21 protein-coding genes, 1 tRNA gene and 1 rRNA gene (1 of these 23 only partly in view) are annotated in these 21913 nt (G+C 69.4%); 10 read left to right on the forward strand and 13 right to left on the reverse strand.

Translation table 11 applies throughout. The features are described from left to right. The 3 genes from CSW64_RS20600 to CSW64_RS20610 form a co-directional block, all read right to left on the reverse strand. A 16S ribosomal RNA gene (locus CSW64_RS20600) occupies positions 1-373 on the reverse strand (it extends 1107 nt beyond the left edge of the window). 529 nt (positions 374-902) lie between these two features. After that, positions 903-1355, reverse strand: coding sequence for a DoxX family protein (locus CSW64_RS20605; protein ID WP_099623862.1), 453 nt, complete (start codon positions 1353-1355; stop codon positions 903-905). Between the two features lie 83 nt (positions 1356-1438). Continuing rightward, positions 1439-1729 (reverse strand): BufA1 family periplasmic bufferin-type metallophore, encoded by a 291-nt coding sequence (locus CSW64_RS20610; RefSeq protein ID WP_099623863.1) that lies wholly within the window; start codon positions 1727-1729, stop codon positions 1439-1441. Between the two features lie 211 nt (positions 1730-1940). On the opposite strand from CSW64_RS20610, the gene CSW64_RS20615 reads away from it, so the two are divergent. The 5 genes from CSW64_RS20615 (at position 1941) to CSW64_RS20635 (ending at position 5111) form a co-directional block, all read left to right on the forward strand. Continuing rightward, positions 1941-2480, forward strand: a complete 540-nt coding sequence (locus CSW64_RS20615) for a sigma-70 family RNA polymerase sigma factor (protein ID WP_099623864.1) — start codon at positions 1941-1943, stop codon at positions 2478-2480. Next, positions 2477-3121 carry a DUF1109 domain-containing protein gene (locus CSW64_RS20620; protein ID WP_099623865.1) on the forward strand — a complete coding sequence of 215 codons (645 nt, stop codon included), beginning with the start codon at positions 2477-2479 and terminating at the stop codon, positions 3119-3121. Before CSW64_RS20615 ends, CSW64_RS20620 begins: the two co-directional genes overlap by 4 nt. A gap of 87 nt (positions 3122-3208) precedes the next feature. After that, positions 3209-3481 carry a BufA2 family periplasmic bufferin-type metallophore gene (gene bufA2, locus CSW64_RS20625; protein WP_099623866.1) on the forward strand — a complete coding sequence of 91 codons (273 nt, stop codon included), beginning with the start codon at positions 3209-3211 and terminating at the stop codon, positions 3479-3481. 59 nt (positions 3482-3540) lie between these two features. Beyond that, positions 3541-4374, forward strand: a complete 834-nt coding sequence (bufB, locus tag CSW64_RS20630) for an MNIO family bufferin maturase (RefSeq protein WP_099623867.1) — start codon at positions 3541-3543, stop codon at positions 4372-4374. After that, a complete protein-coding gene (locus CSW64_RS20635) occupies positions 4371-5111 on the forward strand; it encodes an HvfC/BufC N-terminal domain-containing protein (protein ID WP_099623868.1) in 741 nt (246 codons plus the stop codon). The genes bufB and CSW64_RS20635 overlap by 4 nt, the downstream gene beginning before the upstream one ends. Here CSW64_RS20635 and CSW64_RS20640 read toward each other — a convergent pair. From CSW64_RS20640 to CSW64_RS20675, 8 genes are all read right to left on the reverse strand, one after another. After that, complete coding sequence (locus tag CSW64_RS20640; RefSeq protein WP_216361212.1) at positions 5108-6247, reverse strand: PepSY-associated TM helix domain-containing protein; 1140 nt, start codon at positions 6245-6247, stop codon at positions 5108-5110. The two genes, CSW64_RS20635 and CSW64_RS20640, sit on opposite strands and share 4 nt — an antisense overlap. Before the next feature lie 20 nt (positions 6248-6267). Then, positions 6268-8598, reverse strand: a complete 2331-nt coding sequence (locus CSW64_RS20645) for a TonB-dependent receptor (protein ID WP_216361213.1) — start codon at positions 8596-8598, stop codon at positions 6268-6270. Positions 8599-8675: 77 nt separating this feature from the next. Then, a complete protein-coding gene (locus CSW64_RS20650; protein WP_099623870.1) occupies positions 8676-9659 on the reverse strand; it encodes a FecR family protein in 984 nt (327 codons plus the stop codon). Further along, complete coding sequence (locus CSW64_RS20655; RefSeq protein WP_099623871.1) at positions 9660-10160, reverse strand: sigma-70 family RNA polymerase sigma factor; 501 nt, start codon at positions 10158-10160, stop codon at positions 9660-9662. Between the two features lie 110 nt (positions 10161-10270). After that, positions 10271-10726 (reverse strand): VOC family protein, encoded by a 456-nt coding sequence (locus CSW64_RS20660; protein WP_099623872.1) that lies wholly within the window; start codon positions 10724-10726, stop codon positions 10271-10273. A gap of 179 nt (positions 10727-10905) precedes the next feature. Then, positions 10906-10982, reverse strand: a tRNA-Arg gene (locus CSW64_RS20665). Between the two features lie 47 nt (positions 10983-11029). Next, positions 11030-12349: an NCS2 family permease gene (locus CSW64_RS20670; protein WP_099623873.1), complete on the reverse strand. Its 1320-nt coding sequence runs from the start codon at positions 12347-12349 to the stop codon at positions 11030-11032. 253 nt (positions 12350-12602) lie between these two features. Then, a complete protein-coding gene (locus tag CSW64_RS20675) occupies positions 12603-13871 on the reverse strand; it encodes a cytochrome P450 (RefSeq protein ID WP_099623874.1) in 1269 nt (422 codons plus the stop codon). Between the two features lie 101 nt (positions 13872-13972). Here CSW64_RS20675 and CSW64_RS20680 point away from each other — a divergent pair, with 101 nt between their 5' ends. Then, positions 13973-14623: a TetR/AcrR family transcriptional regulator gene (locus CSW64_RS20680; protein ID WP_245863781.1), complete on the forward strand. Its 651-nt coding sequence runs from the start codon at positions 13973-13975 to the stop codon at positions 14621-14623. A gap of 2 nt (positions 14624-14625) precedes the next feature. After that, positions 14626-14808 carry a rubredoxin gene (locus CSW64_RS20685; RefSeq protein ID WP_099623875.1) on the forward strand — a complete coding sequence of 61 codons (183 nt, stop codon included), beginning with the start codon at positions 14626-14628 and terminating at the stop codon, positions 14806-14808. A 907-nt stretch (positions 14809-15715) separates the two neighbouring features. On the opposite strand, the gene CSW64_RS20690 is transcribed toward CSW64_RS20685, so the two are convergent. After that, entirely contained in the window at positions 15716-16678 is a 963-nt protein-coding gene (locus CSW64_RS20690) for an ABC transporter ATP-binding protein (RefSeq protein ID WP_099623876.1), read from the reverse strand. 101 nt (positions 16679-16779) lie between these two features. Here CSW64_RS20690 and CSW64_RS20695 point away from each other — a divergent pair, with 101 nt between their 5' ends. Beyond that, positions 16780-17055: a zinc-finger domain-containing protein gene (locus CSW64_RS20695; protein WP_099623877.1), complete on the forward strand. Its 276-nt coding sequence runs from the start codon at positions 16780-16782 to the stop codon at positions 17053-17055. Between the two features lie 60 nt (positions 17056-17115). Further along, positions 17116-17919, forward strand: a complete 804-nt coding sequence (locus CSW64_RS20700; RefSeq protein WP_099623878.1) for an isocitrate lyase/PEP mutase family protein — start codon at positions 17116-17118, stop codon at positions 17917-17919. Here CSW64_RS20700 and CSW64_RS20705 read toward each other — a convergent pair. Further along, entirely contained in the window at positions 17916-18872 is a 957-nt protein-coding gene (locus CSW64_RS20705) for a TonB family protein (RefSeq protein ID WP_245863916.1), read from the reverse strand. The genes CSW64_RS20700 and CSW64_RS20705 overlap by 4 nt on opposite strands. A gap of 175 nt (positions 18873-19047) precedes the next feature. Here CSW64_RS20705 and polA point away from each other — a divergent pair, with 175 nt between their 5' ends. After that, the gene (gene polA / locus CSW64_RS20710; RefSeq protein ID WP_099623880.1) at positions 19048-21912 is read left to right on the forward strand and encodes a DNA polymerase I; all 2865 of its coding nucleotides are present in this window, start codon (positions 19048-19050) and stop codon (positions 21910-21912) included. The last annotated feature ends 1 nt before the right edge of the window (position 21913 follow it).

A 21913-nucleotide genomic window follows, 5' to 3' on the forward strand; every position in this document is an offset into this window, starting at 1 on the left:
TCACGCGGCATGGCTGCGTCAGGCTTTCGCCCATTGCGCAAGATTCCCCACTGCTGCCTCCCGTAGGAGTTTGGGCCGTGTCTCAGTCCCAATGTGGCTGATCATCCTCTCAGACCAGCTACTGATCGTAGCCTTGGTGAGCCTTTACCTCACCAACTAGCTAATCAGACGCGGGCCGCTCCAATGGCGATAAATCTTTCCCCCGAAGGGCACATTCGGTATTAGCTCAAGTTTCCCTGAGTTGTTCCGAACCAAAGGGCACGTTCCCACGTGTTACTCACCCGTCCGCCACTATCCCGAAGGATCGTTCGACTTGCATGTGTTAGGCCTGCCGCCAGCGTTCGCTCTGAGCCAGGATCAAACTCTCAGGTTGAGTTAGACCGCTAACCCATCACTGTACCTCAATCCCGAAGGACCAAAGCTCGTTCTGGTTTTGCATAGTTTCTTGACGAGTTCCCATGCACATCGACCAGACACCAAAAGGCGTCCAGTCCATAGTCCATGGTGTCTTCAAGAGACCGCATTTGTCAGCGTTCAAGGACAGACTTGCTCTGCCCGCGAAACACCGCCGCCTGCGTTTCTCTTTCCTATCTACAATGTCAAAGACCCGTCAGCGCCGAAGCCCCAACCCACCGTACAATGCCCGGCGGCGGCGAAGAGCGGCGTATCTAGTCGCTCCAATTTTCCCTGTCAACCGGCTTATTTTCAAAGCGTTTCGGTTTCTTGGGGCCCCGCCGTTCCGGAGGTGTCCGGCGCGTCGGGAGGGCGGCTTTTAGGAGCCCCCCGACGGAGAGTCAAACCGAAATCTCACCTTCCGTGTACGCCCCTGTGGAATCCCTGTGGAGCGTCTCGAGAACGCCCCGCCGCACGGGCGTTTCGGCCGGATCGCCCCCGCGGCGTCCTCACCGTATCGCCGCCAGGGCCCGGCCGCTGACGGCGTCGAGCGACCAGGCCCCGCCGCCGCGGGCGATCAGCGGCAGCAGGATCGCCGCCCAGCTCAGATGGGTCGGCCAGGCGTCCGGATAGACGAACAGCTGAATCACCAGGGTCATGACCAGCAGGCCGGCGGCGGCGGCCCGCGTGAACAGGCCGAGCGCCAGCAGGATCGGAAAGGCGTGCTCCGACAGGGTCGCGGCGACCGCGGCGATATCCGGCGGAATCAGCGGCAACCGGTACTCCGTCCGGAACAGCTCATAGGCGCCGTCCGTGATGGTCAGCAGCCCCTCCACCTTCGTCCGGCCGGACAGGAAGAACACCGCCGCGACGGCCAGCCGGGCGACCAGCAGGAGAAGAGCGTCGGGAATCAGCGCGCCCAGGCGCGCGATCCGGGCAGAGAGCGACATCCCCAGGGTCATGAAGGTCTCCTTGTCGGGAACGACGGTTCGGCCGTGCGCGCGGAGAGACGCCGGCGGCGGCCTCCGCACGCACGCCGGCGCGATCAGGCCTTCGGCGTCAGCGAGCCGAAACCCTTCGGGGTCTTGGTCTTCACGCACTCGCCGACCTTGACCAGCTTCCAGGCGTCACCCTGGTAGTCGACCTTCGATGTGCCGGCGCAGCTGGTCCCGGCCCCCGCCTTGCAGTCGTTCTTGCCGGCGAGCGCGACGCCGTAGCACTTCTCCATGGCGGGCTTGGCCGCCGCCTTCTCCTGGGCGACGCCGGCCGAGGCGAAGGCGGCGCCGGCGACGGCGAGGGCCAATCCGGCGGCAAGCGCGGCGCGGGTGGTCTGCATGATGATCTCCTGGGATCGAGAAGCCTCGGACGCGGCCCGGCCCGCGAGCGCGACCGGACCGCCATGACCCGGAGGGAGGCGTTGAAGACCCGGATCACCCCTCGACTTCGGGACACCCAGGGCGAGGGTTACAGGCCGCCTCCGACGAAATAGTCTGGCCGCGGCTGTAACCAGCGCCCTGCCGGCTGCGAATGCGTGATCGGGAGCGTGAATGACGACCAGCGCGGATCAATTGCAGGCGTGGATGATCGGCGGCCTCGACGGCCGCGCCGACGACCATGCCGCGCTGCTTCGCGCCCTGGTCCCGCTGCTGCGCGCCTTCTATCGGCGACGCGTCCGCGGCGACGGAGACGACATCGAGGATCTGGTGCAGGAAACGCTCATCGCCGTTCACACCCGGCGCGCCACCTACGACCGCGACCGGCCGTTCTCGGCCTGGCTGTTCGCCATCGCGCGCTACAAGATGATCGACCACTTCCGGCGCGTGCGGCGCCTGGTTCCGATGGACGGGCTGGAGGACACGCTCCTGGCCGAGGACTTCGCCGCCGCGGTCGACGCGCGAATGGATCTGTCCGACCTGCTGAAGACCCTGCCGCCGAAACAGGCCGCCGTGATCCAGGCGACACGGGTCGAGGGGCGGAGCATCGCCGAGACGGCCGAGGCGGCGGGCCTGGGCGAGTCCGACGTCAAGATTTCCGTCCATCGGGGCCTGAAGGCGCTGTTCGCCCGTGTCCAGGGAGGCCGGTCGTGAACACTGAACGCCTCATCGAGCAGCTGGCGCGGGACGTACGCCCCGTCCGCCGCCACGGCGTCGCCCGGCGCCTCGCGGTCGGTCTGGTCTGCGGAGCCGCCGTGTCGACGGCCCTTCTGCTGCTGTGGATGGGGCCGCGGCCGGACCTCGCCGCGGCCATGCGGGGCGGCGTGTTCTGGATGAAGTGGGGCTATACGATCGCGATCGCGCTCATCGCCGCCCTGGCGACGATCAGACTGGCGCGGCCGGACGACGCCGGAGGGGAGCGTTGGCTTTGGCTGCTGCTCGCGCCGGTGCTGCTGCTGGCGGGCGCCGGCGTCGCCGAACTGCTCGGCGCGCCGCAGGGGATGTGGCTGTCGATGTGGCTGGGCCACAGCTGGAAGAGCTGCCCCTGGCGGGTGCTGCTGCTGGCGCTCCCGATCTTCGTCGGGCTGCTGTGGGCCTTCCGGCGGCTGGCGCCGACACGGTTGCGCGCGGCCGGCGCGACGGCCGGCCTGGCGTCGGGCGCCTTCGCCGCGACCGTCTACTGCCTGCACTGCCCCGAGGTTTCGGCGCTGTTCGTCCTGACCTGGTACTCGCTCGGCATCCTGTTGGCGGCCGGGCTGGGCGCCCTGCTCGGCCCGCGCCTGCTGCGCTGGTGAATTCGTCCGGCGCCTGTAACCGCGCCGCCCCCTCTCCCGAAGAGACAGACGCCAGACCGGCGCAACCCGCTTCAAGGGAGCGAACAGATGACCAGCGTCCGCACAGGACTGAGCCTCGCCGCCACCGCCGCCTTCATCGCCATGTCCGTATCGGCGCCGACCTTCGCCCGCGAAAGCGCGCCGAAGGGCGAGACCGCCAAGGTCCATTGCTACGGCGTCAACAGCTGCAAGGGGACCTCCGACTGCAAGACCGCCAAGAACGACTGCCGGGGCCAGAACGACTGCAAGGGCCACGGCTTCAAGGAGATGACCAAGGCCCAGTGCGCGGCCGCGGGCGGCAGCCTGACGGAGCCGAAGTGATCCCCGCGCGCCCGGCCGCGGTCACGCGACCGGGCGCGCCGCTGCCCGGAGAGGCCGGCATGACCATCCCCACCTTCGACGGTTTCGGGCTCGGCCTCCGCAAGCCGCACTACGAACCCTTCCTCGCCCACGCGGTCGACGTCGACTTCGTCGAGGTGATCTCCGAGAATTTCATGGTCGACGGCGGGCGTCCGCTCCAAGTCCTGGACCGGGTCCGCCAGCGGTATCCGGTCGCGCTCCACGGCGTTTCGATGTCGATCGGCTCGGCCGACGGCCTCGACCCGGCCTATCTTCGCCGACTTCGGACGCTGGTCGACGCCGTGGAGCCGCTGTTCGTCTCCGACCATCTGAGCTGGAGCCGGATCGACGGCTTCAACAGCCACGACCTTCTGCCGCTGCCCTACACGGTCGAGGCCCTGGACGTCGTCTGCGCCAATGTCGAGCGGGCGCAGGAGGCGCTGGGCCGCGCGATGCTGCTCGAAAATCCATCGACCTACATCGACTTCGCCGGCGCCGACATGACCGAGTGGCAGTTCCTCGACGAGGTCGCGCGCCGCGCCGGCTGCGGCCTGCTGCTGGACGTGAACAACGTCTTCGTCAGCGCGACCAACCACGGGTTCGACCCCGTCGCCTATCTCGACGGCGTCCCGGCGCGGCGCATCCGCCAGGTCCATCTCGCCGGCCACAGCCAGGGGCGGGAGATGCTGATCGACACCCATGACCAGCCCGTCCCGCCCTCGGTGTGGGACCTGTACGCCCATGTCATGCCCCGCCTGGGTCCGATCGCGACCATGATCGAGCGCGACGACGACATTCCCCCGCTCGCCGATCTGCTCGAGGAGCTCGACATCGCCCGCGACCTGGCCGCCGGCGCCCGACCGGAGGCGGCATGAACCTCCTGGCGCTCCAGCGCGACTTCGGGCGCTGGCTCCGAACCGGCGAGGACGCCGCCGGCCTCGGCCCGACCTATGCGCCCGGCCTGAACGTTCACCTGAACAACTACCGCTCGCAGCTCGTATCCTGTCTGGAGGCGACCTTCCCCCGCACGCGCCAGTGGATCGGCGGCTCGGCGTTCCAGGCGGCTGTCGCCGCCCATGTCGACCGGGTCCCGCCGAGCAGTTGGACGCTCGACGCCTATGGTCGGGGATTTCCGGAGACGCTCGCCCGCCTGTATCCGGGCGACCCGGAGATTCGCGAGCTGGCGCGGCTTGAGCTGGCGCTGGAGGAAGCCTTCGTGGCGGCGGACCACAGGCCCCTCAATCCCGCCGACCTGGCCGCCGCCGATTGGGATACGGCCGTCCTGCGCTTCTCGCCGACCCTTCGCATCTGCGTACGCGCCACCAACGCCTCCGAGATCTGGTCTGCCCTCTCACGGGATCACACCCCGCCGCCAGCCGCGTCCCTGGACTCTCCGGGCGGACTGCTGGTCTGGCGCCGCGAGGGCGTGTCCTGCTTCCGAGCGCTCGATCCGCTGGAGCGCGACGCCCTGCTCCTCGCCTGCGCCGGCTGCGCCTTCGCCGAGGTGTGCGACGTCGCCGTCGAGAGACTCGGCGAGGCGGCCGGCGTCGAGACGGCGGGCGCGTTTCTCGGCCAGTGGATCCGGGACGGCCTGGTCGCGGGAATCCGCTAGGAACGGCGCGGCTTGGGCCTGCGCCGCGCCCACAGCACGACGCCGGTGACGCACAGGAGGATCGTCGCCAGGCCCGAAGCCAGCACCAGCAAACGCCCGGTCAACCCCAGCGCCTGGCCGGAATGCAGCGGATACTGCCAGGCGAAGAAGCCGTCGCCGGCGCCCTGGCCGTTGTCGTGACGCTGCCCGACGATGCGTCCGTCCGCCATGGCGACGTAGGTCCACAGGCGACCGAGATGGTCCAGGTCGCGATCGTCGAAGGTGCGGACGCCGTAGACGCCCTTGCGAGCAACCACCAGAACGCTGTCGGCCGCGGCGCGGGTATGGCCCGTGGCGATCGCGACGGCTCGATCGACGCCGATCGGCGCCGGAGGCGGCCCTTTGCTGGGATAGTGCTCGTGCAGACGTTCGGAGACCGGCGCGACCAGCCGCACCGCCTCACGGCTGTCGTCCGGCCAGGCCAACACCGTTCCCGTCACGGCCACGACCAGCGTCACCGGCGCGAGCCACAGGCCGGGCGCGCGATGCAGGTCGAAGACGCGGCGCAGGTTCAGCCCTCGCCCCTGGATGCGGAAGGCGCTGCGCCAGGCCTTCACGCTCGGGATCGCCAGGATGATCGCCGCGATGTGGTCGATCGCCCAGAGGAGCCCGACCAGGCCCAGGAACCAGGTCATCGCCGGCCCCAGCTTGAGATCGACATGCAGGCCGTACAGCGTATCCATCAGATGACGGCGGTCGAAGCTGACCACGTCGTTGCGCCGCCAGCCCAGCACCTGGCCGTCGCGCGGATCGGCGAAGACCTGGGCCGGTCCGCCCTTGCCGTCGGGCGCATCGATCTCGCCCAGCATGACGATGGTCTCGCCAGGCTTGTCGGGCAGGTCGATGTAGCGCGGAGAGAAGCCGGGCACGGCGCGGGCGGCCGCCTCGACCGCCCGGTCGGCCGCCGGCGTCCTGGGCGCCGCGGCCACCGGGATCGAACGCCAGTCGGGATTCAGCGCCCGATCCAGCTCCTCATAGAAGACGATCGCCGAACCGGTGACGGCCAGCAGCAACAGCCAGACCGCAGCGCCGAGGCCGAACCAGCGGTGCCACAGGCGCAGGACGCGCCGCCAGCGCGGCGGCGCGCTCCGTTTCACGGCGCCGCCCAAGGCGCCGGTCAGAACCGGTACGCCACGGACAGGCGGACGTCGCGGCCAGGCTCATAGACGCCCGAGATGCCTTCCCAACCGGGAATGTGGGTGTAGTCGGCGACGCTGGAATGGGCGCGATAGCGCTTGTCGAACAGGTTGTAGACCGCGGCCTGGAGCGTCAGCCGCTCGTCCGGGAAAGGCCGCCACAACGCGACAAGGTCAACCACGGTGTAACCCGGCTTATCCACCTTCCGCGTGCTGTCGATCCATTTGATCTCCACGGCGCGCTGCAGGACCTCCAGATCGTTGAAGTCATCGTAGTGGACAAGGCTGGCCTCGAAGCTGAAGGCGGGGGTCGGACGATACCCGGCGACCAGGCTCCAGTTGTCGCCCACCGACGTCCCCAGCCCGACGTGTTCGTAGCCCTCGACGACATGCCCGCCGATCGTGGAGTCGTAGCTGTTGTAGTAGCCGTCGATCGACCAGGGACCTGTCCGATAGCCGGCGCGCAGCTCGACGCCCTCGGCTTTGAACTGGCCGATGTTCTCGTAGTAGACGCTGGCCTGCGGCGGCGGGCCCGAGCCCGACTGGTCGAAGATCACATCGTCGATGGTCATGTTGTAGTAGACCGCCGAGGCGCTGAAGCCGCCGCGCTTGAAGCTCAGGCCGAGTTCGTAGTTGGCGACCGTCTCCGGCTTCAGGTTCGGCGCCAGCGAGATGCGGTTGGGCCGTATCTCCAGAGTGAAGGCGTCGCCGATCTCCTTCCCGCGGAAGGCTTCGGCATAGCCGGCGCTGAGCTGGAGCTCGTCGGTGATGTCGTATTCGAGACCGGCGTTGAAGCTGAACCCGTCGCTGTCGGTCCCGTTCTGGTAGGTGACCTGCGTCAGGTCATAGGCATCGTAGCGGACGCCGTAGCTGAGCAGCAGCCGATCGTTCACCCGCCAGTGGTCCTGGGCGTAGAGGCCGAGCACGTCGCCCTTTTCCTCGAAGCGTCCGACCGCCGTCCAGGACCACGGCCGCCAGACGGCGGGATCACCGAGGTAGCGGCTGACGACCCGATCGTCCCGGTACTCGGCGCCGAACACCACATCATGGCCGGCATGCCGGAAACGACCCCGCAGGTCGCCGCCGAAGGTGTCGATCTCGGCGCCATACAGGCCCCAGCGATCGGTGCGGTTCTGGATGAACTCGGACCGCGTCCAGTAGCCGGTGGCTTCGAACTCGAGCGCCTCCCCCAGGCTGAACCCATAGTTCAACACCGCCGTCTGGCGCTCGCCGCGCCCCGGGAACAGGGGGTTGGTGGCCGTCACCGGCCAGTTGGGCCGTTGGCCGAACCGGGCCTCCTCCTTGCGCTGCTCATAGCTGACCGACAGCCGATGGCCCGGCGCGATCTCGCCGCCGACCTTCAGGTAGCCGAGCGTCTGCTGGGCGGCCGTGCCGCGAATGAGATCGCCGGCGCCGTCCTTGGTGTCGTTGCGGTCGACCGTCACATAGGAGGCGACGAACCCGATGTCGCCGAACAGCCGGCCGAAGACCGTGCCGCTGAACTTGCTGGCGTCGTTGGAGAAGTAGCCCGCCTTCAGCACCGCGCCGAAGTTGCGGCCCGGCTCCAGCAAGTCATCGGCGTCCTTGGTGCGGAAGCGAACCGCCCCGCCGATGGCGCCGAAGCCGGCCGTGGCCTCGCCGGCGCCGGCCTGGACGTCGACCGTCTGGAGCAGCTCGGGCTCGATCGAGACGCGGCCGATATGGTGGAACAGCGTGCCGCGCTGAGGGGCGCCGTCGACGGTCACGTTCAGCATCGAATCCTCGAGGCCGCGGACGTAGATCTTCTGGGCGATCCCGACCGAGCCGCCGACCGTCACCGACGGCACATGCCGGAACAGGTCCGACAGATCGTTCGCCTGGCGCAGCTCCAGCGTCTCGCTGTCGATCTCAACGTCGGTCAGCGCGCCGACCACGACCAGCGGATCGAAAAGATGGGTCTCTTCCTGGGCCTCGCCTCCGACGGCCGGCGCCGAAGAAGACGTCGCCGCCAGGACGATACGGAAACCGCCGCGCCCGTCGGACTGCGCGACGAGACCGCTGCCGGCGAGGAGCTGGTCCAGCGCCGCGGCCACGCCGTGCTGGCCGCTGACGCCGGCGGTCGTCTTGCCGCGCACCAGCGCCGGATCGACGGTCACCACCACGCCGGCCTGCCGTCCGAGGCGCGCGATCCCCGCGCCCAGCGCGCCGGCCGGCACGTCGAAGCGGGCCGCCGCGGCCGTCGCCTGCGCCATCGCCGGCGCGGCCACGCCGAGCGCGCCGGTCGCCAGCAGCGCCGCCATGGCGACGCCGCGCATCGCGTTGAATCTGGTCATGTCAGTCCCGTCCGTATTGCTTTCGGAAACTGGGACGGACGAGGCGCGCCGAAAGGGACAGCCCCTCGCGAAAAAAGTCAGCCGGCCGGCCTGAGCACGGCGGCGTCGCCGTTCCGGCTGATCCGCAGACCGGTCGAGCCGGCGATCGCCTCCAGCGCCCGATCGGTGTCCTTCAGCGGATAGCTGCCGGTCACCCGGACGCCGCTCAGCGCCTTGCGGTCGAAGTCGACAGGATGCGCGCGGTAGCGATTCAGGGCGTCCAGCACCTCGACCACCGGCTGGTCGTCGGCCTCCAGCCAACCGGTCGTCCAGGCTGAGGCCTCTCGCCCGTCGACAGCCGCCAGGCGTGAAACCCCGTCGCGGCCGAGCCTGGCCTGCTCTCCGGGGCCGAGCTCAAGGCAGGCCGGCTTGGCCAACAGCGCCCGGCGACAGGCCCGGACGCGCGATTCGACGACGGTGACGAAGGTCGCGCCATCCTGCTCCCGCACGATGAACGCCGTGCCCAGCGCGGTGACCTGACCGGACGCCGTTCGGACGACGAACGGCGCGTCCCGGTCGGGCGCGACCTGGGCGAAGACCTGGCCGTGGAACAGCTCGACCCTGCGCCGATCGGCCGTCAGCGCGACGCTGGCCGCGGAAGCCGTGTCGAGCACCAGCGTGGAGCCGTCGCCCAGGGCGATCGTCCGCTGTTCGCCGCGCGCGGTCTCATACTGCGGCGAAAGCGCCCGAAAGGTCCGCGACTGCAGCCCAAGCCAACCGCCAACCACAAGGACGCCGACCAGGCCCGCCGCCGCGACCGCGCCGACGCCGCGCTTCCGCCGGCGGGCCGGCGCGGCGACATCCTGCAGAACCCGCCTCGCCCGGCCGTCGAGGCTGTCGAACCGGCCGTCCAGCGCGCGCATGCGCTCCAGCGTTCGCCGGTGAAGCGGATGCTTCTGGCACCAGGCCTCGCAGGCGGCGACGACCTCGGGCGACACCTCGTCGCCGTCCAGCTCGACCACCCAGGCCGCCGCCTGCGCAACAATGTCGGGGTCGGCTCGCCCCTCGGCCTCGACTTTCATTCAGTCAGAATAGGCCAGGGTGTAGCAGTCGGCATAGGCGCGCGCGACGTGACGCTTGGCCGTGCGCTCCGAAATGCCCAGCCGCTCGCCGATATCGGCATAGGTCATCTCGCCGAGACGCCGGAGGAGGAAGGCCGCTCGCACCGTGTCGGTCATGCCGGCCATGAGGCGAAGCACCTCCTCGAGCATGTCGACCGCGGCCAGGACCCGCTCGGGCGTCAAGCTGTCGACGATCTCGGCCGGGCAGGCGGCGAGATAGGCCAGCTCCAGCTTGCGCCGCCGCGCGTCGTCGATCAGCAGCCGGCGCGCCACCGTAGCGAGATAGCTTCGCGGATCGCGCGGCGTCACGGCGGCGTCCTGCTGCTCGAGCAGCCGGCAGAAGGTGTCGTGGACGAGATCGACGGCGCGGTGCGGGCAGCGGGTCCGGCGCCCGAGCCAGGACCGAAGCCACTCGCCATGATCGGCGTACAGGGTTGCGACTTCGGCGGCGGCGCTGGCCATCAGGGTCTCCGGCGCGCCCTTGCAGCACGGGACCGGCAGAGGCAGCGACACCGGGGATTAGTGCAAATGCGATCCGTTCGCAATACGTCGCCGGCGATCGCGCGGAAGCGCTAGCGGTTGGCGCCGAGCGGCTCCGCCAACCCGATGAGAAGGCCCTCGGGCCCGCGGATGTAGCAGAGCCGATACGCTTCCTCGTACTGGACCACCTCGCCGACAAGCTCCGCGCCGTGGTTGCGGAGTCTGGCGAGCGTGTCGTCGATGTCGCTGACCGTGAACATGGCGCGCAGATAGCCCAGAGCGTTCACCGGGGCGTTGCGGTGGTCCGCGACGACGGCCGGCGCGAGAAAGCGCGACAGCTCCAGGCGGCCGTGGCCGTCGGGCGTGACCATCATGGCGATCTCGACGCGCTGATCGCCCAGCCCGGTGATGCGCCCGGCCCACGCCCCCTCGATCGTGGCGCGCCCTTCGAGCATCAGGCCCAGCTCGGCGAAGAAGGCGACGGCGGCGTCGAGGGACTCCACCACGACGCCGATGTTGTCCATGCGCAGCAGCCGGCTCTGGGTCATGATCTCCGTCGCGTCCCTGGTGGCGAGGCGGGGTCAGGCGCTCGTGGTCCGCCATGTCCCTGCGGACATACGGCCTTGAGCATCACCTCGCGAGACGACGAATGCGAGTCCTGAAGCCCGCCTCGAACCAGGAGGGAGAGGACCCGACAACACTGCGCGGTCGCAGAATTCAAGCCGCCTGGCGCACCCGACACGATTCGAACGTGTGACCTTTGCCTTCGGAGGGCAACGCTCTATCCAGCTGAGCTACGGGTGCATGAGGCCGGCGGAGGCGGGGTCTTTAGCCGAACTCGCGCCGCTATGCTAGCCCGCCGCGAGCCAGACGAAGCGGACGACGAACAGGGCCGCCAGAACATACAGCAGCCAGTCGGCCCAGCGGGCCTGGCCCCGCGCCAGCCGCAACACCGCATAGGCGATGATCCCGAAGGCCAGGCCGTTGGCGATCGAAAAGGTCAGGGGGATCGCCGCCAGGGTCAGGAAACCCGGGATCGCCACCATCGGATCGGTCCAGTCGCTCTCGACCAGCGGCGCCATCATCATCGCCCCGACCAGGATCAGCGCCGGCGCGGTGGCCGCGGCCGGGATCGCCTGGGCGAACGGCGCGAAGAACATCGCCAGCAGGAACAGCAGGCCGACGACCACCGCCGTCAGCCCCGTCCGGCCGCCGGCCGCCACGCCCGCGGCGCTCTCGATATAGCTGACCGTCGTGGTCGTGCCGGCGACGGCCCCGACCATGGTCGCCGTCGAATCGGTGACCAGCACGCGGTTGAGGCGCGGAATGTCGCCGTCCTTGTCGACCAGCCCGGCGCGCTTGGTCACCGCCACCAGGGTGCCGACGTTGTCGAACAGGTCGACGAACAGGAACACGAACAGGATCTCGATCAGGGCCAGGGTCAGCCCCTCCCCGCCGATGCCGATCGCGGCCGGGACGTCGAGCTTGAACGCCGTCGCCGTCAGGGCTTCGAAGCTGTAGGGCGCAGGCTTCCAGTCGACGACGCCCAGGACCCAGGCCAGGATCGTGGTCGCCAGGATGCCGACCAGCATCGCCGCCCGGATCCGCCAGGCCAGCAGCACGCCGGTGATCACCAGGCCGAACACCGTCAGCCCCGCGGCCGGCGTGGTCAGGTCGCCCAGAGCCACGGTCGTCGCCGGGTTGGAGACCACGATCCCCGCGCTGCGCAGCCCGATGAAGGCGATGAACAGGCCGATGCCGCCGGCGATGGCCGCGAACAGGTCGCGCGGGATCGCCTGGACAATCATCTGCCGGATGCCCGCCACCGTCAGCAGCATGAAGGCCAACCCCGACAGGAAGACGCAGCCCAGCGCCGTCTGCCAGGGCAGGCCCATGCCCTGGACCACCGTGTAGGTGAAGTAGGCGTTCAGCCCCATGCCCGGCGCCAGGGCGATCGGATAGTTGGCGACCAGCCCCATCATGATCGAGCCGAACGCCGCCGCCAGGCAGGTCGCCGCCGCGGCCGCCGCCACCGGCATTCCCGCGTCCGCCAGGATCGTCGGGTTGACCAGCACGATGTAGGCCATGGTCAGGAAGGTGGTCAGTCCGGCCAGCACCTCTGTGCGCAACGCCGTCCCATGCGCCTTCAGCTTGAAGATCCGCTCGAGCATGCGCCGCCGCCCTCCCTCGACATCGGGGGAGGTTAGGCCTGCGCCCCGGAGAACGGCAATATGCGGTGACCAGGGCCAGTCGCCATTCACGCCGACCCCGCCCCCCAACACCGTATGTCCCCGCGAAGGCGGGGACCCAAGCCGACTGTGCGGCTTCGTCGATCGGGGGAGATTTGAACATCAGCTTGGGGCCCCGCTTACGCGAGGACCTTCGGATGAAAACTCATACGCTCAGGCCAAATGTCGCCACGCGCTAGGTCATCCTGAAGCGGATCGGCACCGACTTGGGCCCGCAGACGAAGGCCGCCTCCATCCGCTTCGGCGTCCCGTCCAGTTCGACGCTCTCCAGGCGCGGCAGCAGCTCCTCCCAGAGGATGCGCATCTCCATCCGGGCCAGGTGCTGGCCCAGGCACACGTGGGCGCCGTAGCCGAAGGCGACGTGCTTGTTGGGCGAGCGCTCGATGTCGAACCGGAACGGATCGTCGAACACCGCCTCGTCGCGGTTGCCGGACGGGTAGCAGAGCATCATCCAGTCGCCCTGGGCGATCTTGCGGCCATCCAGCTCCGTGTCGGCCGTGGCCGTGCGCATGAAGTGCTTCACCGGCGTGACCCAGCGGATCGACTCCTCGACCAGGCCGGGGATCAGCGACGGGTCGGCCTTGAGCTTGCGGAACTGGTCGGGGTTCTCGGCCAAGGCCCACAGGGCGCCGGCCGTGGTGCTGGAGGTGGTGTCATGCCCGGCCGTGGCGGCGATGATGTAGTAGCTCATCGCCTCCAGGTGGCCGAGCGGCTGTCCATGCACGGCGCCGTTGGCGATCACGCTGGCCAGGTCGTCGCGCGGGTTGGCCCGGCGGTCCTCGGTCATGGCGTTGAAGTAGGTCATGAAGTCGACGACCGTCGCCTGCACCGCCTGGACGCCGGTCTCGCGGTCCATCGCCTTGCCGGTGCGGTTCAGCTCGGGATCGGTGCTGCCGAACAGCTCCTGGGTCAGCTTGAGCATGCGCGGCTCGTCGGCCTCGGGCACGCCCAGCACCTCCATGATGACGTGCAGCGGAAACAGGAAGGCGACGTCCTTGGCGAAGTCGCAGCGGTCGCCGTGCGCGGCCATCCGGTCGATGAAGCCGCGGGCGATCTCGCGGATCCGCGGCTCCAGCCCCCGGATGTTCTGCGGCAGGAACCAGGCCTGGGTCAGGCGGCGGTAGGCGAAGTGGTCGGGGTTGTCCATCTGGACCAGGGAACGGACCAGATGCGGCGAGCCGCCGGTCATCTCGCGCACCTTCCGGTCGGCCTCGATCGGCGTCACGACCGTGGCGCGGTCGCCGTTGTGGAACAGCGCGTTCTGCTTCTCGACCTCCTGGATGTCGGCGAAGCGGGTGACGGCCCAGAAGGGATCGAACCCCTCCGGCTGGACCTGCGCCAGCGGCGCGTTGGCGCGCAGCCAGGTGAAGGCCTCGTCGACGCGGTCGCCGTCGGCATAGGCCCTGGGGTCGACGATCGTGTCGGCGATCTGCTGCGGAATCATGGGGGGTCTCCGGACGCTCTTCCCTGGGCCGCTCTCAACGGGCAGCCTTCGGGGAACGACGCTATCACAACTTGCTAAACAGCCAACAACTAAGTTACGACATGCCCATGCCCGCCGACGGCTCCACCGCCAGACCCCGCCGCTCCCAGGCCGAACGCCGGGACGAGTCCGAGCGCCGCCTGATGACCGCGACGATCGCGGTGATCTGCGACCAGGGCGTGCGGGCGGCGACCTTCGAGGCGATCGGGACCCGCGCCGGCTACAGCCGCGGTCTGGCGGCGCAGAAGTACGGCTCGAAACAGGGGATGATCGAGGCCCTGATCGCGCACCTGCACGCCCGCCAGAACGAGGCGCTGGCGGCGGCCGGCGTCGACACGGCGCCCGGCCTGGAGGCGGTCCTGGGCTACGTCGAGCACTTCATCGCCCGGCTGCGCGAGGACGACGAGGGCCGCGCCTACTTCATGCTGCTGGCCGACGCGGTCGCCGACCTGTCGGCCCTGCGGACGGCCTTCGCGGCCTCGCACGAGAAGGTCGAGCGGATGCTGGAGGCGATGATCCTGCGCGGCCAGGCCGAGGGCGCCATCCGGCCTGAGGTCGACGCCGACGCCGCGGCCCTGTCGATCGGCAGCCTGCTCATGGGCCTGTCGATCCAGAGCCTGATCGATCCCGCCATGGACCTGGCCCCGATCCGCGCGACCAGCCTGGCGATGCTGCGCGGCGGTCTGGCCGTCGTCCCCGCCTCCGGAGCCTGACGATGGCCGACGCCGAACCCTACAAGACCTGGCAGTGCCGCACCTGCGGCTACCTCTACGACGAGGAAGCCGGCGACCCCGGCGAAGGCCTGGCGCCCGGCACGCGCTGGTCCGACCTGCCCGACGACTGGCTCTGCCCGATGTGCGGCACGCCGAAGTCGGACTTCGACATGGTGGAGATCTGAGGAAGGGGGACATGTTCCGGCGCAGCCGGGACGTGTCCCCGCTCAACTGACCCAATCGCTGTTTGCACCGAACACGCCCCACCACCGTATGTCCCCGCGAAGGCGGGGACCCGAGCCGACTATGCGGCTTCACCCATCGGGTCAGATCTGATGGTCAGCTTGGGTCCCCGCTTTCGCGAGGACCTTCGGATGAAAACTCAGACCGGCGTCCGCACTCAATACCGGTCATCCCGGCGAAAGCCGGGACCCAGCCTCAGCCCCGGCAGCGAGTGACTTTTTCGCCTGATCACAGCTCTACGAGCTGGATTCCGGCCTTCGCCGGGACGACGGGACGGAGAGGCGTGACTAAGGCATTGAAATCCCCAGTCTCCAATTGAGTCTGGGCCCAGGGGCGGCGAAGCGCAGACCCTCAGCGCCGACGCCAGTGGCGGGCCGGGTGTTCGCCTGAAGGCGTAGGGCGGATCGACATTCAGCCCGGCGGTCAGGCGGCCTGGGCCTATCGATTCTTATCCGAGGGTCCTCGCGAAGGCGGGGACCCAAGCCGAAGTTGGCCTTCCGGCAGGGGCGGATGGATCGAGCTCAGCTTGGATCCCCGCCTTCGCGGGGACCATCGGATGAAGACTCCCGAGACGCATCTTCCCGGGACACGGCGGGACATTTCGAGACAATCGGCTACCGGTCTCGCCGGCTTTCCATGCGCCTCCAGCCGCCGCGAAGCGCGACGCCGCGAGACCGCAAGGCGCTTCTACAGTCAGACCGCCTCACCTAACCGCTTGATTTCCCTAACCCGCGACGCCGCCCATCCACCCCCGCCCCAGCGGGCGCATACTGATGGTCCAGCCCCGCCGTCCCGGCGCGGCGGAACGGCGACGGGAGGCGACAACCTCAGATGCGGGACACCCTGCCCTCAGTCCTCGGTCGGGCGCAGCGCGTCGGGATTGCCGTAGGTGAGGGCCAGGAAGACGTCCTCCAGGTCGGGGTCCTCGGTGGCGATGTCCTTGATGTGAAGGCCGGCGCCACGGACGGCGGCCAGGACCTGCTCCACGCTGGACTGGCCCTTCTTGTAGGATACGGCGAAGGCCCCGCCGCCGCGCAGCTTGGTCTCGAACCCGGTCAGGTCGGGCGCGACGGTTACGGGCTCCTCCGGCGAGACGATCACATTGCGGGTGTCGAGCCGGCGGAGCAGCACGTCGGTCGGCTCGCAGGCCGCGACCTCGCCGCGGTTGATGATGGCGATCTGGTCGCAGAGCTCCTGCGCCTCTTCCAGGTAGTGGGTGGTCAGGACGATGGTCACGCCCTGCTGGTTCAGGCCCACGACGTAGTTCCACAGCTGGCGGCGCAGCTCGACGTCCACGCCGGCGGTCGGCTCGTCGAGGATCAGGACCGGCGGATGATGGACCATCGCCTTGGCCACCATCAGGCGACGCTTCATCCCGCCCGACAGCATGCGGACATAGGCGCCGGCCTTGTCGCTGAGACCCAGGGCCGCGAGCAGCTCGTCGGTCTTCCGCTCGTTCTTGGGCACGCCGTACATGCCCGCCTGGACCTCCAGCGACTCGCGCGGGGTGAAGAAGACGTCGGCGGCCAGTTCCTGCGGCACCACCCCGATGGCGGCGCGGGCGTCGCGGGGGCGCTGATCGATGTCGCGCCCCCAGATCTTCACCGTGCCGGAGGATTTCCGCACCAGCCCGGCCAGAATGTTGATGAAGGTCGACTTGCCCGCCCCGTTCGGTCCGAGCAGGCCGAAGATGGACCCGCGCGGGATCTTCAGGTCGATGCCGTTCAAGGCCAGTTTCGGCGGCGTGGTCTTGGCGCCGGCATAGGTCTTGTACAGGCCTTCGGCCTCGATCGCGTAGTCGGGCAGATCCATGGGGATTCGGTCTCATTGACGCCCAAGCGGCGTGTCGCATAGGTATGCCCCGCACGCCGTCCAGCCAAGGCCGGCGGCGCGCTTTGCACGGAAGAGCTGCCATGGCCCGCAAGACCAAGGGGACCGCCCCGACCGCCACCCCGCTGCCGGAAGCGGCGACCGTCCCGCCGCCCGAGACGATTCTGGTGCGCTCGCACCGCATCGCCTGCGAAGGCGTCGGCGGCGCGCTGGGCCATCCGCGCGTCTGGCTGGAGCTCGGCGGCGCCGGCGAAGTCGACTGCCCCTACTGCGACCGCCGCTTCGTGGCGGTGACGGAGCCCGGCGACGAGAGCGAGTTGCTGGCGCCCGGAACCTACGAGGGCGCGGCCGGACATTAGAGTCCGAAAACCGCCGGTCGACGGGCTGACCGACCGGCGTTCGCTTCCTATCTTGCCGTCATGAGCAAGACAGCCCCCGCCGACACCTTCCGCAGCCTGCACGCCGGGCCCCGCATCCTGCGCCTCGCCAACGGCTGGGACGCCGCCTCCGCGCGCCTCATCGAGAGCCTGGGCGCGCCGGCCGTGGCCACCTCCAGCGCCGCCGTCGCCTGGAGCCACGGCTATGCCGACGGCAATCATCTGCCGGTCGACCTGCTGGTCCAGACCATCGCCGACGCCGCCCGCGCCGTCTCCATCCCGCTGACCGCCGACATCGAGGGCGGCTATTCCGACGATCCGGCGCTGGTCGAGGAGACCATCGTCCGGGTGATCGACGCCGGCGCGGTCGGGATCAACATCGAGGACGGCGGCGGCGCGCCCGAGCCGCTGGCCGCCAAGATCGAGGCCGCCCGCCGCGCCGCCGAGCGCACCGGCGTGCCGCTGTTCGTCAACGCCCGCACCGACGTCTGGCTGCGCAAGCTCGCCCAGGGCGAGGCGGCGGTGGCCGAGGCCCTGCGCCGGGCGGCGATCTATCGCGAGGCCGGGGCCGACGGCCTGTTCGCGCCGGGCGTGGTCGAGGCGTCGGAGATCCGCAACCTGGTCGAGGGCGCCGGCCTGCCGCTGAACGTCATGGCCCGGCCCGGCCTCGCCCCGGCCGACGACCTGGAGGTCCTGGGCGTCCGCCGCCTGTCCGCCGCCACCGGCCTGGCCCACGCCGCCCTGGCCGCGCTGAAGACGGCCGCCGCGGACTTCCTGGAAACCGGCGATTCGAACGGCCTGTGGGCCCGCAGCGACGGCACGGACTACAACGCGCTGTTCCGCTAGTTCGCGGCCTGCGGCGCCTTCTTGAACCGGATCGGCAGGCGAATGACGGCGCCGTCCACCGGGCGGCCGTCGTCGGTCCATGGGCTCATCTGCATGATGCCGGCCACCGCGACAGCCGCTTCGCCGAAGCCGGCCTCGACGGGATCCTCCCGCGCGACCTTGCAGGCGGTGAGCCCGCCTCCGACCCCCACCGTGCATTCGGCGACGCCGACGCCCTCGACCAATCCCCGCTCGACCGCCGCCGCCGGGAAGATTTCCGCGACTTTCTTGGGGTCGAGCCCCGTGATCCAGCGAGGATGCGAGACCGCACGCTCAGTCTCGGCGCCGCCGAAGCGGACCGCGAGGTTCACGTAGACATCCTTGCTCGCATCGCCGACCGGCAGCAGCTCGAACCGCTCCGCAAGCTTGAGCGCCGCCGCGCCGAACCCCTTGGCGGGCGGCGACTCCATCAGCACCTTGCAATCGTCCAGGGTGTTCGCGGACGTCACCTCGCAGCGGATCGAAGCGTGACCCGAGACCGCGTCGCCCGCTCGCGCGGGCCGCACGGCCGCGACGTCGGCATAGGTCGGCGCCCTGAGCCACAGCGGATTAGCCACCAGCGCTGACGTCGAGCCCGCAAAGCCCATGCCCCCGCGGATCGCGAACTTGATTGGCACGCGGACCTCGCCGCGAACCGGACGACCGTCGACCACCTTCGGCTTCATCTGGAAACTGGGCGTCAGCGACAGCGCCGCCAGGCCGAACCCCGCGCCCGGCGGATCTTCCTTCTCGACCTTGCAGGTTTCCAGCCCGCCCTGGACGTTGACCTCGCATTTCAGCGCGACGAACCCGCCCTTGCCCTGACGCGCGGCTTCGACGGGCCAGGCGGCTCTAAGCTCGGCGAAGTCCGGCCTCTTCACCCAGGTCGGCGCGGCGTCTTCGGAGGCCGCAGCAGCCCCCGGCGCGACACACATCGTCAGCAACGCCAGAATCCCCGTCAGCCGCCCCCTGACGCTCGACCGCGCAATCCCGCCAGCGCCCATGCCTGATCCCCCTTGAGCCTTGGCTGATAGTGGCGCCGATATCCACGCTCCGCCAAGCGCCGATCACGGGCTGACCCGGGGCGAGTCAGCCACTATCTTGCCCGCCATGACCGACGCCGCCGACGCGACCGCACAGCCCGCCCCGCCGACCCAGGACGGTTCCGCCGTCCGGCTCTATCTCATCGACGGCTCCGGCTACATCTTCCGCGCCTACCACGCCCTGCCGCCGCTGACGCGCAAGTCGGACGGCCTGCCCGTCGGCGCGGTGCAGGGCTTCTGCAACATGCTGTTCAAGCTGTTGCGGGACAGCAAGGAAGATGCGCCGACCCATCTCGCGGTGATCTTCGACCACTCCGAGAAGACGTTCCGCAACAAGCTGTACGACCAGTACAAGGCCCATCGCCCGCCGCTGCCCGAGGATCTGGTTCCCCAGTTCCCGCTGGTGCGCGAGGCGACGAAGGCCTTCGGCGTGCCCAGCATCGAGCTGGCCGGCTATGAGGCCGACGACCTGATCGCCGCCTACAGCTGCAAGGTCCGCGACATGGGCGGCGAGGTGGTCATCGTCTCGTCCGACAAGGATCTGATGCAGCTGGTCGGCGACCGGGTGTCGATGCTCGACACCATGAAGAACCTCTTCATCGGCCCGGAGCAGGTGGTCGAGAAGTTCGGCGTCCCGCCGGAGAAGGTCGTCGACGTCCAGGCCCTCTGCGGCGACAGCGTCGACAACGTGCCCGGCGCGCCCGGCATCGGCATCAAGACCGCCGCCCAGCTCATCAACGAGTACGGCGACCTGGACACGCTGCTGGCCCGCGCCGGCGAGATCAAACAACCCAAGCGTCGCGAGACCCTGATCGAGTTCGCCGACCAGATCCGCCTGTCGCGCCAGCTGGTCCAGCTCGACTGCGACACGCCGCTGCCCGAGCCCGTCGACGACCTGACCGTGCGGGATCCGGACGGCCCGACGCTCGCCGAGTTCCTCGACCGGATGGAGTTCCGCACCCTGGCCCGCCGGGTCGGCGAGGCGGCCGCGGGCGGCGGGATGCCGGCCCAGCCGCTGCCCGGCCGCGTGGCCGCGCCGGCGAGCGCTCCCGCCGCAGCCTCGACGCCGACGCCGGCCGAGATCGACACGACCAAGTATGTCTGCGTCCAGGATCTGGCGACGCTTCAGGCCTGGGTCGATCGGGCCCGGGCCGTCGGAACCATCGCCTTCGACACCGAGACGGACGCCCTGGGCTCTGCGACGGCCGGCCTCTGCGGCGTCTCGCTGGCCGTGGCGCCGGGTGAGGCCTGCTACATCCCCGTGGGGCACGAGGCGAAGGAGGGCGGCCTGTTCGCCGACGGCGGCGGCGCCGACCTGACCCAGATCCCCCTCGACCAGGTGATCGCGGCCCTGAAGCCGATGCTCGAGGACCCGTCGGTCCTGAAGGTCGCCCACAACGCCAAGTACGACATCGCCGTCCTGACCCGGTACGGCATCGACGTCTCCCCGATCGAGGACACGATGCTGATCAGCTATGTCCTCGAGGCCGGGCTCCATGGCCACGGCATGGACGAGCTGAGCGAGCTGTGGCTCGGCCACAAGCCGATCCCGTTCAAGCAGGTCTGTGGCACGGGCAAGAGCGAGATCAGCTTCAAGCACGTCGAGCTGATCCCCGCGACCGCCTATGCCGCCGAGGACGCCGACGTCACCTTGCGGCTCTACGACGTCCTGCGCCCGCGCCTGCCGCGCGAGCACCTGCTGACCGTCTACGAGACCCTCGAACGCCCCCTGCCCGACGTGCTGGCGCGGATGGAGAACGCCGGCGTCCGCGTCGACCCCGACATGTTGCGCAAGCTGAGCCATGAGTTCTCGGTGCGGATGGTCGAGCTGGAGGCCAAGGCCCACGAGCTGGCCGGCCATCCCTTCAACCTGGGCAGCCCCAAACAGATCGGCGACATCCTGTTCGGAGAGCTGGGCCTCGAAGGCGGCAAGAAGACCGCCACCGGCCAATGGGCCACCGACAGCGACGTGCTGGAGCGGCTGGCCCTGACGCACGACCTGCCCCGGACGCTGCTCGACTGGCGCCAGCTGTCGAAGCTGAAGGGCACCTACACCGACAACCTGATCGCGGCCATGCAGCCGGGCACCAACCGGATCCACACCTCCTACAGCCTGGCCGCCGCCAACACCGGCCGCCTGGCTTCCACCGATCCGAACCTGCAGAACATCCCGATCCGCACCGAGGAAGGCCGCAAGATCCGCAAGGCCTTCGTCGCCGACCCGGGCAACGTGTTGATCAGCGCCGACTACAGCCAGATCGAGCTGCGTCTGCTCGCCCATGTCGGCGACATCCCGCAGCTGAAACGCGCCTTCCGCGAGGGGCTGGACATCCACGCGATGACCGCCTCGGAGATGTTCGACACGCCGATCGAGGGCATGCCCAGCGAGATCCGGCGCCGGGCCAAGGCGATCAACTTCGGCATCGTCTACGGGATCAGCGCCTTCGGCCTATCCAACCAACTCGGCATCGAGCAGGGCGAGGCCGCGGCCTACATCAAGACCTACTTCGAGCGCTTCCCCGGCATCCGCGACTATATGGACCGGATGCGCCACGAGGTGCGCGAGCACGCCTACGTCACCACCATCTTCGGCCGGAAGATCAACATCCCGGACATCAAGGCCAAGAGCGTCGGCCACCGCCAGTTCGCCGAACGGGCGGCGATCAACGCTCCGCTGCAGGGCGCCGCGGCGGACATCATTCGCCGCGCGATGGCCCGGATGCCGGCGGCGCTGATCGATGCGGGGCTGCAATCCCGCATGCTCCTGCAGGTGCACGACGAACTGGTCTTCGAGGCCTCGCAGGCCGAGGCCGAAGAGACCATGCGCGTGGCCCGGGCCGTGATGGAGAAGGCGGCGGAGCCGGCGGTGTCGCTGTCGGTGCCGCTGATCGTCGACGCCCGCGCGGCGTCGAACTGGGACGAAGCGCACTGAG

This window comes from Caulobacter mirabilis, from assembly GCF_002749615.1.
GTDB lineage: Bacteria > Pseudomonadota > Alphaproteobacteria > Caulobacterales > Caulobacteraceae > Caulobacter > Caulobacter mirabilis.

Coding starts and splice junctions, on each gene's coding strand:
- CSW64_RS20605 (WP_099623862.1), bottom strand. CDS start 1,355: ATGACCCTGGGGATGTCGCTCTCTGCCCGGATCGCGCGCCTGGGCGCG.
- CSW64_RS20610 (WP_099623863.1), bottom strand. CDS start 1,729: ATGCAGACCACCCGCGCCGCGCTTGCCGCCGGATTGGCCCTCGCCGTC.
- CSW64_RS20615 (WP_099623864.1), top strand. CDS start 1,941: ATGACGACCAGCGCGGATCAATTGCAGGCGTGGATGATCGGCGGCCTC.
- bufA2 (WP_099623866.1), top strand. CDS start 3,209: ATGACCAGCGTCCGCACAGGACTGAGCCTCGCCGCCACCGCCGCCTTC.
- bufB (WP_099623867.1), top strand. CDS start 3,541: ATGACCATCCCCACCTTCGACGGTTTCGGGCTCGGCCTCCGCAAGCCG.
- CSW64_RS20635 (WP_099623868.1), top strand. CDS start 4,371: ATGAACCTCCTGGCGCTCCAGCGCGACTTCGGGCGCTGGCTCCGAACC.
- CSW64_RS20645 (WP_216361213.1), bottom strand. CDS start 8,598: ATGACCAGATTCAACGCGATGCGCGGCGTCGCCATGGCGGCGCTGCTG.
- CSW64_RS20650 (WP_099623870.1), bottom strand. CDS start 9,659: ATGAAAGTCGAGGCCGAGGGGCGAGCCGACCCCGACATTGTTGCGCAG.
- CSW64_RS20655 (WP_099623871.1), bottom strand. CDS start 10,160: ATGGCCAGCGCCGCCGCCGAAGTCGCAACCCTGTACGCCGATCATGGC.
- CSW64_RS20660 (WP_099623872.1), bottom strand. CDS start 10,726: ATGACCCAGAGCCGGCTGCTGCGCATGGACAACATCGGCGTCGTGGTG.
- CSW64_RS20670 (WP_099623873.1), bottom strand. CDS start 12,349: ATGCTCGAGCGGATCTTCAAGCTGAAGGCGCATGGGACGGCGTTGCGC.
- CSW64_RS20675 (WP_099623874.1), bottom strand. CDS start 13,871: ATGATTCCGCAGCAGATCGCCGACACGATCGTCGACCCCAGGGCCTAT.
- CSW64_RS20680 (WP_245863781.1), top strand. CDS start 13,973: ATGCCCATGCCCGCCGACGGCTCCACCGCCAGACCCCGCCGCTCCCAG.
- CSW64_RS20685 (WP_099623875.1), top strand. CDS start 14,626: ATGGCCGACGCCGAACCCTACAAGACCTGGCAGTGCCGCACCTGCGGC.
- CSW64_RS20690 (WP_099623876.1), bottom strand. CDS start 16,678: ATGGATCTGCCCGACTACGCGATCGAGGCCGAAGGCCTGTACAAGACC.
- CSW64_RS20695 (WP_099623877.1), top strand. CDS start 16,780: ATGGCCCGCAAGACCAAGGGGACCGCCCCGACCGCCACCCCGCTGCCG.
- CSW64_RS20700 (WP_099623878.1), top strand. CDS start 17,116: ATGAGCAAGACAGCCCCCGCCGACACCTTCCGCAGCCTGCACGCCGGG.
- CSW64_RS20705 (WP_245863916.1), bottom strand. CDS start 18,872: ATGTGTGTCGCGCCGGGGGCTGCTGCGGCCTCCGAAGACGCCGCGCCG.
- polA (WP_099623880.1), top strand. CDS start 19,048: ATGACCGACGCCGCCGACGCGACCGCACAGCCCGCCCCGCCGACCCAG.